Raw genomic sequence first — 12463 nt, forward strand, 5'->3', positions numbered from 1 at the left:
GGGCGGCCCGAGGCCCCCGGCAGCCGTGTGCTGCCGGGGGCCCGGGAGGTATCTGGAGCGGAGTGCGGGGTGCGGTAGCTTACGCCGCTTCCGCAGCGGGAGCCTCGGCCAGCGCGTCGAACACGCCCTTGATCTGCTCGACAACTTCGGCGTCGTCCTTGGGGTGAACCTCGGCGAAGCGGACCATCGAGCCCGGGACTGCCAGCTTGACGTTTTCGAGGACCTGGGCGCCGGCGATGCCGACGGCCTTGCGGGCCTCGTCCTGGGCCCATACGCCGCCGAACTGGCCAAAGGCGGTTCCGACAACCGCGGTGGGCTTGCCGGACAGGGCGCCTGCGCCGAAGGGGCGGGACAGCCAGTCGATGGCGTTCTTCAGCGATGCCGGGACGGTGCCGTTATGCTCCGGCGTGACCAGCAGGATGGTGTCGGCCTCGTTGGCGGCGGCCCGCAGGGCGGCGGCGGCCGCGGGCACCTGGCCTTCGACGTCGATGTCCTCGTTGTAGAAGGGGATGTTACCCAGGCTCTCGTGAATGACCACGTCCACCTGTTCCGGGGCGTTGAGCGCGATGGCCTCGGCCAGCTGCAGGTTGGTGGAGCCGGCGCGAAGGCTGCCGACGAGAGTGAGGATGGTCTTCTTGGACATGTGTACTCCTGTGCATCACGCCGCGGGGTGATTCCGGCGGCTGGTGGATCGTGAGGCTTTGGGGGCCTTCACCCATCCTAAACGGACTGCGGTCCGGTTATATTCCGGGGCGCTAGAATCAGCGGTGTGAGCCTCATTCCGATCCGTCCCGGTGCCCAGTCCGGGGCAGGGCGCCCCGTCGCGCCCGCCGCAGAATCAGCGCGCAGCGACGCGATGCGCAACAGGGAGCTCCTGCTCTGCGCCGCCCGGGAAATCGTTGAGGAATCCAGCGCCGACGCCCTCACCATGGACCGGCTGGCGCAGCGCGCCGGAGTTGGAAAAGGGACGGTCTTCCGGCGGTTCGGCAGCCGTGCCGGGCTGATGATGGCGCTCCTTAGCGACGCCGAGGCCGAATTCCAGGGCCGGTTCATGTTTGGTCCGCCCCCGGTAGGTCCCGGCGCGCCGCCCCTGGAGCGGCTGATCGCCGTGGGCGCCGCCCGCATTGACTGGATCCTGGAATTCGGGGAGCTGGCGCGGGCCGCCGACGCCTCGGTCTACAACAGGTTCGATGTCCCGCCGGCCGTCCTCTGGCGCCGTCATCTCGAGATGCTGCTGCGCGAAGCCGGCGTGACGGCGGACCCGTGGGTCATGGCGTCGGCCCTCGGGGCGTCGCTGGAGCCGGAACTGTTGCTTCATTCCGTCGGCGTGCACGGGATTGCGCCGGAGCGCCTTGCGGACACCTGGCGGGAGCTTGTCACGCGCGTAGTGTGCGGCTCCTAGCGGCGCAGCCGGTTCCGTGGTCCAAATCCATTCCACGGAGTTATTCATAACGATCTGTAGCGAAGCCGCCGTGTCGCGGCCCGTGAGAGCCCGGCGGAGCCCGGCTAATGTGATAGCTTCCTCTGGAATGTGACCCGCAACATAGCCCACAAGGGCTCAGCCGCAAGGCATGCGGGCGGCCGGAAACCAGCTGGCCCATACTCCCGAACCGGCTGCGGAACCCGCTGCCGGATGGGGACGACGGAAGGATCGACGTTGTGAATAATCTTGTCCCTGGCACAGGCGGGCCCGCCCGTGCGGCCGCAGCCGTGACGCACGGATCTGCTCAGGCAACGGCGATCCAGAACTAGCCGCTCCATGCTTCGATATCTCGCCAAACGTGCGCTCACGTATGTCTTCATGATCTTCCTGACCACCAGTGCCGGCTATCTCCTGGCTGTGAGCACGCTGCAGCCGGCGCTGCTTGAGCAGGAGCGGATTCCGCGGCCCACGCCCGAGCAGGTGGTCAATTCCTTCCGGCTCAAGGGGCTCGATCCCACCCTCAACCCGTGGGAGCGCTACGTCGACTGGCTCACCGCCATTCTCACCCGCTGGGACTGGGGACGGAGCCCCAACGGTGCCTTCATCAACGCCGAGTTCGGCGACCGGGTCTGGATCTCAACCCGGCTCTTCCTGGCCTCGATCATCCTGACCCTCGTGATCGGCGTCGCCCTCGGCGTCTTCACCGCGGCCCGGCAGTACAAGGCCTCGGACCGGGCCATCACCTCGTACAGCTACCTCATGTACATCGTCCCCGCACCGATCGCCTACTTCCTGGTGCAGCTGGGCGCCATCAACATCAACGAGTCGGTCGGGGAGCGGGTCTTCTTTGTCACCGGCATCTCCACCCCGGGCCTGGACGGCGACGGCTGGGCCCAGTTCGTCGACATGCTCGCCCACTACGCCGTGCCCACGTTCGCCATCACGATTGTGGGCTGGGGCGCATACCAGATCGCCCAGCGCCAGTATCTGCTGGACAACGTCAACGCCGACTTCGTCAGGACGGCGCGGGCCAAGGGCCTGACCCGCAACCAGGCCATCAGCCGGCACGCCCTGCGGGTGTCCTTCATCCCCGTGGCGCAGAGCATTGCGTTCACCATCCCGGCCATCTTCGCCGGCGGCTTCTTCGCCGAGAAAATCTTCGCCTGGCACGGCGTCGGGTCCTGGTCCATCGACTCAATTGCCCTGCAGGACGTCAACGCGGCCACCGCGACCCTCGCCTACGGCTCCGTCATCTTCGCGGTCGGAGCGATCCTCGCCGACTTCGCCACCACGCTCGTGGACCCGAGAGTGCGGGTGCAGTAATCATGACCAACCTCAACACGATTGACCCAGCCGCCGTCCTGGACGAAGGAAAGTTCGGCGACGACGAGGTCGTGATCGGCAAGTCGCGCATCATCCTGCGGCGCTTCCTGCGCAACCGGACAGCGGTCGCCGGCCTCGCCATCTTCCTGGCCCTGACCCTCTTCTCCTTCATCGGCGGCTTCTTCGGCAGCTGGGACAAGGAGACCATCGACCCCTTCAACATCGGCATGCCGCCCTCCGCGGAGCACCTGCTGGGCACCTCCCAGGCCGGGATCGACCTCTACGCCCTGACCGTCGAGGGCACCAGGGTCTCCATCCTGATCGGCGTCGTCGTCGGCCTCGTCTCGGTGCTGATCGCCGCCGTCTACGGCTGCACCATGGCGTTCTTCGGCCGCAAGGTGGACAAGGTCATGCTGTTCATCCTCGAAGCCCTGATCATGATGCCGGCCCTGCTGGTAGTCGCGGTGGCCACGAGCGGCGGCGCCAACGGCCTGAAGAACACCGTCCCGAGCTGGCTGCTGCTCATCATCGTTCTGCTGGTCTTCAGCTGGATGGGGACCGCACGCCTCATCAGGTCCCTGTCGCTCTCCCTCATGCAGCGTGACTTCGTCAAAGCCTCCCAGTACATGGGCATCCCGCCGCGCCGGATCGTCTGGCGCCACCTCGTGCCGAACATCGGCTCCCTGCTGGTCCTGGAAGTCACCCGCGGCGTCACCGGCGCCATCCTCGCCGAGGTCGCGTTCTCCTTCATCGGCATCGGCATCAAGGTCCCCGACGTGAGCCTGGGCGTCCTGATCGGCCAGTCGACCTCCCAGGTTTCCACCTTTCCGTGGATGTTCTGGGCGCCCCTGATCGTGATGTTCCTGCTGACCGGCTCGCTCGCCATGATGAACGACGGCCTCCGCGACGCGTTCGACCCCAGCTCCAGCTCCGTTGGCCGCGCCAAGAGGAGCAAGGCCACTGGCCACGCCACCGGCGGCGCCACCGGCAAGACACAGAAGAAGAGCAAATGACCAGCAACACCACCGCACGGGACACCGCGCAAGGGACCGCCGAGCGCCTCCACGCCGCCGGGCTGCACGCCCCCACGAGCGCGGTCCTCTCCGTCCGGGACCTCAACGTCCGCTTCAACACGGAAAACGGCGTGGTGCACGCGGTCCGCGGCGTCGACTTCGACGTGATGCCCGGCAAGACGCTGGGCATTGTGGGCGAGTCCGGCTCCGGCAAATCCGTCACGTCCATGGCGATCATGGGCCTGCTGCCCGCGACGGCGGAAATCACCGGTTCCGTCCGGCTGCAGGGCAAGGAGCTCCTGGGGCTCAGCGACAAGGCCATGTGCCGCCACCGCGGCAGCGACCTCGCCATGGTGTTCCAGGACCCGCTGTCCTCCCTGACCCCGGTCTACACGGTCGGCACCCAGATCATCGAGGCCCTGACCGTCCACAACCCGACCATGAGCAAGCAGGCCAAGGAGGCACGCGCCGTCGAACTCCTGGGGTTGGTCGGCATCCCCAGCCCGAAGGACCGGCTCAAGGCCTTCCCGCACGAGTTCTCCGGCGGCATGCGCCAGCGCGTCATGATCGCCATCGCGATCGCCAACAACCCGCGGGTTCTGATCGCCGATGAGCCGACGACGGCGCTGGACGTCACCATCCAGGCGCAGGTCCTCGAGGTGCTCCACGCCGCCCAGGAGGAGACCGGCGCCGCGGTCGTCATGATCACGCACGACCTCGGCGTGGTCGCCGGCATGGCGGACGACATCATGGTGATGTACGCGGGCAGGCCGGTGGAGACCGGCAGCGTCGATGACATCTACTACAGCCCGCGGATGCCCTACACGATGGGCCTGCTCGGTGCGGTCCCGCGCGTGGACGTCGCGGAAAAATCGTCGCTGGTGCCGATCGACGGCATCCCCCCGAACCTCACCCAGCCGCCCACCGGCTGTTCGTTCGCGCCGCGGTGCCCGCTGGCCAGCGAGGCCTGCCTCGACGGCGAACCGGACCTTCGGGCGGTGGCGCCCGGCACCGGGCACAGCGCCGCGTGCATCAAGAGCGAGGCCCTCGCCGACGTCGATGTCCACACGGTTTTCGCCGTCCCGGCCGTGCCGGTATCCCGCTTTGACAGCCTTCCCCGGCACGAACGCAAGACTGTCCTGGAACTCCGCGACGTCAGGAAGCACTTTCCGCTGATGAAGGGCGCCCTGATCAAGCGCAGGATCGGCACGGTGAAGGCCGTGGACGGGCTGAGCTTCGATATCCGTGAGGGCGAGTGCTTCTCGATCGTGGGGGAGTCGGGCTGCGGAAAGACCACCACCCTGCTGGAAATCATGGAGTTCCACAAGGACCAGGACGGCGAGGTGGTGATCGGCGGGCTGAGCAACAAGCAGGCCGCGGACGCCCGGGCCAAGAGCGCCATGCGCAAGGAACTGCAGATGGTGTTCCAGGATCCCACCGGGGCACTGGATCCGCGCTTCACCGTCTACGAGGTCCTGGCCGAGCCGATGGAAAACCTGGGCATGCCCAAGGCTGCCATCCGGAAGCGGATCATGGAGCTCATGGAGCTGGTGGGCCTGCAGGCGGACCACGTCAACCGGTTCCCCAACCAGTTCTCCGGCGGCCAGCGCCAGCGCATCGGCATTGCCCGCGCCCTCGCGGTGAACCCCCGGCTGGTGGTCCTGGATGAGCCCGTCTCCGCCCTCGACGTATCGGTGCAGGCCGGCGTCATCAACCTCCTGGACAAGCTCCGTGCCGAACTCGGCCTCAGCTACCTCATGGTGGCCCATGACCTCTCCGTGGTCCGGCACATCTCCAACCGCGTTGCCGTCATGTACCTGGGCAAGATCGTGGAGATCGGCGACGTCGACGCCGTCTTCGACAACCCCCGCCACCCCTATACCCGTGCCCTGCTCTCCGCGATCCCGGTACCGGATCCGGAGCTGGAGCGCACCCGCGAGCGGATCATCCTCCAGGGCGACCTGCCCTCGCCGCTGGAAGCGCCGGCAGGCTGCAACTTCGCCACCCGCTGCCCCGTGTTCGCGGCCCTGCCGCCGGCCAGGCAGGAGAAGTGCCTGACCCTGGAGCCGGCCCTCGAAGCGTCCGCCACCGACCAGCAGTTCGCCTGCTTCTACCCGGACGGCGAACTGGACGCGGACATGCTGGTTGTCCACGAAAACCACTGAATCACCGGACCAGCACACCACCCGAGAACCCACGCATCACACTCGCATGAAAAAATGAAGGGGATCACATGAAAAATCGGACCAGGATCGGCGGCCTCACCGCCGTCGTGGCAGCCCTCGCGCTGACCGCTTGCGGCAGCGGTGGCGCCTCAACCACCGCCCAGAGCGCCAAGGCACAGGATGCCTCCGGCGACCTGAGCAAGCTGGTCAGCGTCAACGCCAAGAAGGCCGCCGACCTGCAGCAGGGCGGTACCGTGACGCTGCCGCTGGGCAACATCGGACCGGACTTCAACGGCTTCTCCAACGCGGGCAACTCGGCGGACAACACCGAACTGCACTACCCGATCGACGAGGCCGGCTACGTGGGCTGCTGGAAGCTGGACTTCGACGGCACCGCCAACCTCAACAAGAACTTCTGCGAAGACTTCAAGAGCGAGGTCAAAGACGGCAAGCAGACCATCACCATCAAGATCAACCCGAAGGCCGCCTACAACGACGGCACCCCGATCAACGCCGCCACGTTCGAGAACACGTGGAAGATGCTCAATGGCCAGAACAAGGACATCGACATCGTCAGCTCCGGGGCCTACGAGTTCATCGACTCCGTCAAGGCGGGAAGCAGCGACAAGGAAGTCGTTGTCACCACCACACAGCCGGTGTACCCGCTCAGTGACATGTTCGGCGGCTTCATCCCGCAGACCGTGAACACTCCCGAAATCTTCAACACCGGCTTCACGGGCGAACTGCACCCCGAGTGGATGGCAGGCCCGTTCAAGGTCGACAAGTTTGACTCCGCCGCGAAGACTGTCTCCCTCGTGCCGAATGACAAGTGGTGGGGCGAGAAGCCGGTCCTGGACAAGGTGATCTTCCGCCAGCTGGAGGCCAGCGCCGAGATCGCCGCCTTCAAGAACGGCGAAATCGACATGGCCGACGGCCGCACGCTGACGAAGTACAAGCAGCTTGAAGGCTCCAAGAACTCCGAGGTCCGCCGCGGCCAGCGCCTCTTCGCCGGCGGCCTGAACCTCAACGCCCTCAAGGCCCCGCTCACCGACGTCGCAGTCCGCAAGGCAATCTTCACCGCCGTGGACCGCCCCGCCATCCGCGCCGTCCGCTTTGGCGGACTGAACTGGGAAGAGAACAGCTCGGGCTCCATGATGCTGATGCCGTTCTCGAAGTACTACCAGGACAACTACCCGGTCAAGGAAACCGGCGCCGACGCGGCCAAGAAGGTCCTGACCGAGGCCGGCTACAAGGCCAACGCCAAGGGCATCATGGAAAAGGACGGCGTCCCGGCGTCGTTCAAGATCACCAACTTCGGTGACGACCCCACCGGCCTCGCCACCGTTCAGACGCTCCAGAAGCAGCTTCAGGCGGCCGGCATGGACGTTGGCATCGACCAGCGCGGTGACGCCGACTTCGGCAAGGTGGTTGGCAGCCGCGACTTCCAGCTCACCATCAGCGGCTACACGGTAGGCGCCGACGCCACCTCCGGCGTGAAGCAGTTCTACGATTCCAAGACCAACGAGAACGAACTCGGCGACGCCGAACTGGACAAGGCCATCAAGGACCTTGCCTCCATCCAGGACGACGCCCAGCGCAACAAGGCCGCCATGGACGTCGAGAAGAAGCACATGGAGAAGTACTTCTCCATGGGCGTGATCATGAACGGCCCGCAGATCTACTTCGCCCGTACGGGCCTGGCCAACTACGGTGCGGCCCTGTTCCAGACCCCGGACTGGAGCGTCGTCGGCTGGCAGAAGAGCTAGTCCCGGCAAGCACCACGCACTAACAAGCAGCACGGCCGAGGCCGGTGCCCCTGGAATCATCCGGGCGGCGCCGGCCTTGTTCGATTAAGCCCTGCCGGACAGGCGCCCCGGTGCATGCCCAGCCGGTAGCCTTGGCACCATGAGCAACGATTCAACCCGGCCCATCCGCACCGCCGTCGCCGGTTTCGGCCTTTCGGGCAGCGTCTTCCACGCCCCGTTCATCGCCGCAAACCCGGCCTATTCGCTCGATGCCATTGCCACCTCCGACGCCGCCAGGAGATCTGCCGCCGCACACAGCTATCCGGCGGCCAGGATCGTCGACACCCCGGCCGATATCCTGGAGCTCGCCGGCGAACTGGACCTGCTGGTGCTCGGCACGCCGCCCGCCACCCACTACCCACTCGCGAAAGCGGCGCTGGAAGCCGGCCTCGACGTCGTCGTCGACAAGCCCTTCGCTGTCAGCAGCGCCGAGGGGCAGGAGCTCATCGACTTGGCCGGGCGGCTGGGCCGGGTGCTCACGGTGTTCCAGAACCGGCGCTGGGACGGCGACTTCCTCACCGTTAAAGCCCTCATGGACACCGGAGCCTTCGGCACCGTGAGCCGCTTTGAGTCCCGCTTCGAGCGATGGTCGCCCGACGTCCCCAAAGCATGGAAGGCGGTCGCAACGGCGGACGACGGCGGCGGGGTGCTGTTTGACCTCGGCACCCACCTGCTGGACCAGGCCGTGCAGCTTTTTGGGCCGGCCACGCTCATTCACGCGGAACTGGCGGCCCGGCGGCCCGGAGCCAAGGCGGACGACGACGTCTTCCTGGTCCTGCGGCACAGCTCCGGGGTGACCAGCCACCTGTGGATGAACATGCTGTGCGCCCAGCAGGGCCCGCGCTACCGCATCCTGGGCAGCGAGGGCGGTTTCACCAAGCACGGCGTGGACCCGCAGGAGCCGTACATCCTGGCCGGGGGAAGCCCGCTGGATGCCGACTACGGCGTGGAAGATCCGGACTGGGCCGGGCTGCTGGGGCGCGACGGGCACCTGGACCGGCTGCCCACCGAGCGCGGCGCCTACCCCGAGTTTTACCGGATCCTGGCCGCCAAGATCGCCGACGGCGGCGCAAGCTCGTCGCTGCCCGTCCCCGTCGACCCCGCGGGCCCGCTCCAGGTGTTGCAGCTGATCGAGCAGGCCCGGTCCCTGGCCTAGGTTCTCGGCACGGTGCGGGCTTAAACAGCCATCGGCTGCTCCGAAAACGCCCTTCTGGGTGTCCAAAAAAGGGCGGTTTGGGCCCACACCGGCAGGGTTCCCTGGCCGAGCTTGCGAGGCGAGGGGGCCGGTGGGGAGGAGCAGCCGATGAAGTGCTGGCTACGCGGAGATGTGTTGGCTACGCGGAGACCAGCTCGTGCCAGTCGGCGACGAGGGGCAGGTTGTGCGCCTCGGAGACCGAGCGGTGCGCAACCTTGCCGCCGGCGATGTTCAGGCCGGCGGCCAGGGCGGCGTCGCGCTCAAACGCAGCCTTGACACCCAGGTTCGCCAGCGAGACGGCGTAGCGCAGGGTGACGTTGGTCAGCGCGTACGTGGAGGTGTTCGGGACGGCGCCGGGCATGTTGGCGACGCAGTAGAAGATCGTGTTGTGGACCTTGTACGTCGGTTCCTGGTGCGTGGTGGGGTGCGTGTCCTCGAAGCAGCCGCCCTGGTCCACGGCGATGTCGACCAGCACGGAGCCGGGCTTCATCCGGGACACGAGCTCGTTGGTGACGAGCTTCGGTGCCTTGGCGCCGGGGATCAGGACCGAACCGATCACGAGGTCGGCGTCGACCACGGACTTCTCGATCTCGTACTTGTTGGACGCGACAGTCTTCAGGCGGCCTTGGTACTGGGCGTCCAGTTCGCGCAGGCGGTTGATGTTGATGTCCAGGATGGTGACGTCGGCACCCAGGCCCAGGGCCATGGCGGCAGCGTTGGTGCCGGCAACACCGGCGCCGAGGACAACGACCTTGGCCGGACGGACGCCCGGGACGCCGCCGAGCAGCACGCCCTTGCCGCCAGCCGGCGCCATCAGGGACGTGGCGCCGACCTGCACGGACAGCCGGCCGGCAACCTCGGACATCGGGGCCAGCAGCGGCAGGGACCTGCCCTCCTGGACGGTCTCGTAGGCGATGGCGGTGACGCCGGAGTTGATCAGGGCCTGGGTCAGTTCCGGTTCGGCGGCCAGGTGCAGGTAGGTGAAGAGGATCAGGCCCTTGCGGAAGCGGTGGTATTCGGCCTTGACCGGCTCCTTGACCTTCAGCACCATGTCGGCGCGGCCCCAGACGTCGTCGGCTTCGGCGACGATCTCGGCACCGGCGATCGCGTATTCCTCATCCGTGATGCCGGAGCCCAGGCCCGCGCCGCGCTCGACGAGGACCTCGTGGCCGTGGGTCCGGAATTCATGGACGCCGGCCGCCGTGATGGCGACGCGGAACTCGTTGTTCTTGATCTCTTTGGGTACGCCGATGATCATTTGTTAGCTCCAGTAGGTGGTGGCCTCGTGGGCCTGGATGAGCGGGGGATTCGTACTTCCAGAATAAATCCCGCTGTGAGGCACGCGACAGGTGCCGCCGCCGGGCATTGGGCGCCCGCCGCGTCATTCCGGGGTTTTTCAAAACATGGGATAGACATTTGTCGATGGAGCGGGCGTCAGGTGTCGGCTCGTGTCCGTCCCGGCTGCATTCGCAGTGCGGCGGGCGGGGGCAGTAGTCTGGCAGGATGCAGCAGCAGGACGTGGAGCAGCTCGTGGAGCAGGTGGCGCAGCGGCTGGGCCGCGGCCTCTCCCTCGAGGACCTCGACGGTCTGCTCCTCGCCTACAGTTCCAACCAATCCCATGCGGACCGCGTCCGGGTGAACTTCCTGCTCAGTAAGCGTGTCCCCGTGGACGTCATCGCGTGGCAGCTCTCCCACGGGATCGCGACGGCGGTCCGGCCGGTCGTCGTGCCGGCCAACGCGGACCTCGGCATGCTCGGGCGCGTGTGCGTGCCGCTGCTGGTGCGGGGCTTCCGGGTGGGGTACCTGTGGGTCCAGCTCGACGCCGAGGAACCCAGCGCCGCGACCGTCCTCGCCCAGCTGCCGGACGTGGCCCCGGAGCTGGAACAACTGTCCACCCTGCTGCTGGATTCCAATACGGCCGAGTCCGAGTTCCGGCGCCGGCGCGAACAGGAGTTCCTGGCCGCGTGCGCCGGCGAGGCCAACGCGGCGGCGGCCGTCGCGGGCTGGAAAGAGGTCCAGGGCAAGGGACCCTGGCAGCTGGTGACCGTCCTGGACGCGGATGGCTGGGCCGGTGGCTCGGATCCCATCGCCGACACGCTCATTCACCGCTCCGCGGCGCTGCAGGCGACCATCGGGGTGGACGCCGCACTGTTCAGCGCCGGCACGGAGACCCACGCGGTGGTGCTCTTCAAGGAATCCACGGGACGCGCCGACCACGCCCAGGTGCTGGTCCACTACCAACTCGAACTCGCCAAACGCTCCGGGCGCACGGTCCGGCGGATCATCCTGGGCACGTCCGAGGGATTCGCCAAGCCTCGGGAACTGGCCGAGGCCTACCGGCAGTCACGGCAGGCGGCCCAGGCCGCGGCGGTGGATCCCCAGTTGGGCGAGCTCGTCGACTGCCGGGCCACCGGCGTCTACCAGCTCCTGGCCTCGGCCGGCGGCGGCGCGGGAGCCTGGGCAGACGCGGGTTCCGTGTATTTCCGCCTCCTCGAGGACCATGACCGCAACCACGAGCTGCTGCCCGTGCTGGAGCTGTTCTACGACAACGACGGCTCGGTCCAGGAAGTCGCGGCCAAACTGCACCTGCACCGGAGCAGCATCTACAACCGGCTCGGCCGGATCCGCCAGCTGCTGGGCGTGGACCCGTTGAAGGGAATGGTGCGGCTGGAACTGCATGCCGGGCTCAAGGCGCGGCGCTGGGCTGGCCGGCCCAGAATCTAGCGGCGCGCTTAGCCCTCGCGCTTGGAGGGGTCGGCGTCGAGGGCCGGCTTCGCATCGTGGCCAGCGTCGTGGCCAAGGTCCTGGCCAAGGTCCTGGCCGGGGCCGGGGCGGGCGATGCCGGCGGCACTGCGGCGGCGGGAAATCCGGCTGTCCACCCAGAGCGACACCGCTACGAAAGCGACGCCGCTTGCCAGATACGTGGCGGTGTTGTTCAGGCCCATGGCGGTTCCGAAGATGCCAGCGAGCAGCATGGCGGCGATCCCTGCCACGATGTGCCACCCTCTGAATTTACCCACATTCCAAGCTTAACCCGCGGGATATCAGTGCTTCCGCGCCGGACCGGGATCGTTGCTTGATCCTTATCACTGCTTCATGAAGCACTGGCAGCCTCGTCATCCTGGCCGGCCGGCGTCCCGGCGCCCGCACCGTTCTTCTTCTGCGTTTCGAGCCACGCCATGATGTCGGCCAACCGGATCCGGCGGTGCGTTCCGCGGTATTCCACCGGGATCTCGCCGCGGTCGGTCATGTTCCGCAGATACGTGTGCGAGATCCCCGCAAGCTCCGCGGCCCGGGACGTCGTCAGCATTTCCTCGACGCTGCTGACCGTCACGGCCTCGCCGCGGCTGAAGCGGTCCAGCAGATCGACGACGGCGTCCCGCGCCGCGGGCGGCAGCCGGTGGACGGTGCCGTCCACGAACACCGTGATGTCGTGGCTGCCGTCGAGGGCGTACCTGAGGTTCTGCGCATCCTCGGCCGGGAGGCCGGCCGTCACCCGGGGGGCTATCAGTGCCATGAGTGCATCCTAGCGGCAGCAG

11 protein-coding genes are annotated in these 12463 nt (G+C 67.3%); 7 read left to right on the forward strand and 4 right to left on the reverse strand.

Annotated elements, in window-relative coordinates:
- Nucleotides 1-79: 79 nt before the first annotated feature.
- Nucleotides 80-643: an NAD(P)H-dependent oxidoreductase gene (locus AC1DN2_RS18145; protein WP_018775397.1), complete on the reverse strand. Its 564-nt coding sequence runs from the start codon at nt 641-643 to the stop codon at nt 80-82.
- Nucleotides 644-769: 126 nt separating this feature from the next.
- Between AC1DN2_RS18145 and AC1DN2_RS18150 the strand changes: the two genes are divergently transcribed.
- From AC1DN2_RS18150 to AC1DN2_RS18175, 6 genes are all read left to right on the forward strand, one after another.
- On the forward strand, nt 770-1402 hold the full coding sequence (locus tag AC1DN2_RS18150) for a TetR/AcrR family transcriptional regulator (RefSeq protein ID WP_476851440.1): 633 nt from the start codon (nt 770-772) through the stop codon (nt 1400-1402).
- 357 nt (nt 1403-1759) lie between these two features.
- The gene (locus AC1DN2_RS18155) at nt 1760-2746 is read left to right on the forward strand and encodes an ABC transporter permease (protein ID WP_028277582.1); all 987 of its coding nucleotides are present in this window, start codon (nt 1760-1762) and stop codon (nt 2744-2746) included.
- A gap of 2 nt (nt 2747-2748) precedes the next feature.
- Complete coding sequence (locus AC1DN2_RS18160; protein WP_230010032.1) at nt 2749-3759, forward strand: ABC transporter permease; 1011 nt, start codon at nt 2749-2751, stop codon at nt 3757-3759.
- Nucleotides 3756-5924 (forward strand): dipeptide ABC transporter ATP-binding protein, encoded by a 2169-nt coding sequence (locus tag AC1DN2_RS18165; protein ID WP_476851441.1) that lies wholly within the window; start codon nt 3756-3758, stop codon nt 5922-5924. The genes AC1DN2_RS18160 and AC1DN2_RS18165 overlap by 4 nt, the downstream gene beginning before the upstream one ends.
- 68 nt (nt 5925-5992) lie before the next feature.
- On the forward strand, nt 5993-7690 hold the full coding sequence (locus AC1DN2_RS18170) for an ABC transporter family substrate-binding protein (protein ID WP_230006921.1): 1698 nt from the start codon (nt 5993-5995) through the stop codon (nt 7688-7690).
- 139 nt (nt 7691-7829) lie between these two features.
- Nucleotides 7830-8885, forward strand: coding sequence for a Gfo/Idh/MocA family protein (locus tag AC1DN2_RS18175; RefSeq protein ID WP_230006920.1), 1056 nt, complete (start codon nt 7830-7832; stop codon nt 8883-8885).
- A gap of 178 nt (nt 8886-9063) precedes the next feature.
- On the opposite strand, the gene ald is transcribed toward AC1DN2_RS18175, so the two are convergent.
- The gene (ald, locus tag AC1DN2_RS18180; protein WP_079555133.1) at nt 9064-10182 is read right to left on the reverse strand and encodes an alanine dehydrogenase; all 1119 of its coding nucleotides are present in this window, start codon (nt 10180-10182) and stop codon (nt 9064-9066) included.
- Nucleotides 10183-10427: 245 nt separating this feature from the next.
- Here ald and AC1DN2_RS18185 point away from each other — a divergent pair, with 245 nt between their 5' ends.
- The gene (locus AC1DN2_RS18185) at nt 10428-11648 is read left to right on the forward strand and encodes a PucR family transcriptional regulator (protein WP_223914951.1); all 1221 of its coding nucleotides are present in this window, start codon (nt 10428-10430) and stop codon (nt 11646-11648) included.
- Nucleotides 11649-11656: 8 nt separating this feature from the next.
- Here AC1DN2_RS18185 and AC1DN2_RS18190 read toward each other — a convergent pair whose 3' ends face one another.
- Nucleotides 11657-11944 (reverse strand): hypothetical protein, encoded by a 288-nt coding sequence (locus AC1DN2_RS18190; protein ID WP_476851442.1) that lies wholly within the window; start codon nt 11942-11944, stop codon nt 11657-11659.
- 74 nt (nt 11945-12018) lie between these two features.
- Nucleotides 12019-12441 carry a helix-turn-helix domain-containing protein gene (locus AC1DN2_RS18195; protein WP_230006917.1) on the reverse strand — a complete coding sequence of 141 codons (423 nt, stop codon included), beginning with the start codon at nt 12439-12441 and terminating at the stop codon, nt 12019-12021.
- Nucleotides 12442-12463 lie beyond the last annotated feature (22 nt).

This window comes from Arthrobacter sp. 01L42, from assembly GCF_056400005.1.

What these genes read in the sequence shown, in the direction of transcription:
- AC1DN2_RS18195 (WP_230006917.1), bottom strand. Translation starts at nt 12,441, where the DNA reads ATGGCACTGATAGCCCCCCGGGTGACGGCCGGCCTCCCGGCCGAGGAT.
- AC1DN2_RS18170 (WP_230006921.1), top strand. Translation starts at nt 5,993, where the DNA reads ATGAAAAATCGGACCAGGATCGGCGGCCTCACCGCCGTCGTGGCAGCC.
- AC1DN2_RS18145 (WP_018775397.1), bottom strand. Translation starts at nt 643, where the DNA reads ATGTCCAAGAAGACCATCCTCACTCTCGTCGGCAGCCTTCGCGCCGGC.
- ald (WP_079555133.1), bottom strand. Translation starts at nt 10,182, where the DNA reads ATGATCATCGGCGTACCCAAAGAGATCAAGAACAACGAGTTCCGCGTC.
- AC1DN2_RS18175 (WP_230006920.1), top strand. Translation starts at nt 7,830, where the DNA reads ATGAGCAACGATTCAACCCGGCCCATCCGCACCGCCGTCGCCGGTTTC.
- AC1DN2_RS18185 (WP_223914951.1), top strand. Translation starts at nt 10,428, where the DNA reads ATGCAGCAGCAGGACGTGGAGCAGCTCGTGGAGCAGGTGGCGCAGCGG.
- AC1DN2_RS18155 (WP_028277582.1), top strand. Translation starts at nt 1,760, where the DNA reads ATGCTTCGATATCTCGCCAAACGTGCGCTCACGTATGTCTTCATGATC.
- AC1DN2_RS18160 (WP_230010032.1), top strand. Translation starts at nt 2,749, where the DNA reads ATGACCAACCTCAACACGATTGACCCAGCCGCCGTCCTGGACGAAGGA.
- AC1DN2_RS18165 (WP_476851441.1), top strand. Translation starts at nt 3,756, where the DNA reads ATGACCAGCAACACCACCGCACGGGACACCGCGCAAGGGACCGCCGAG.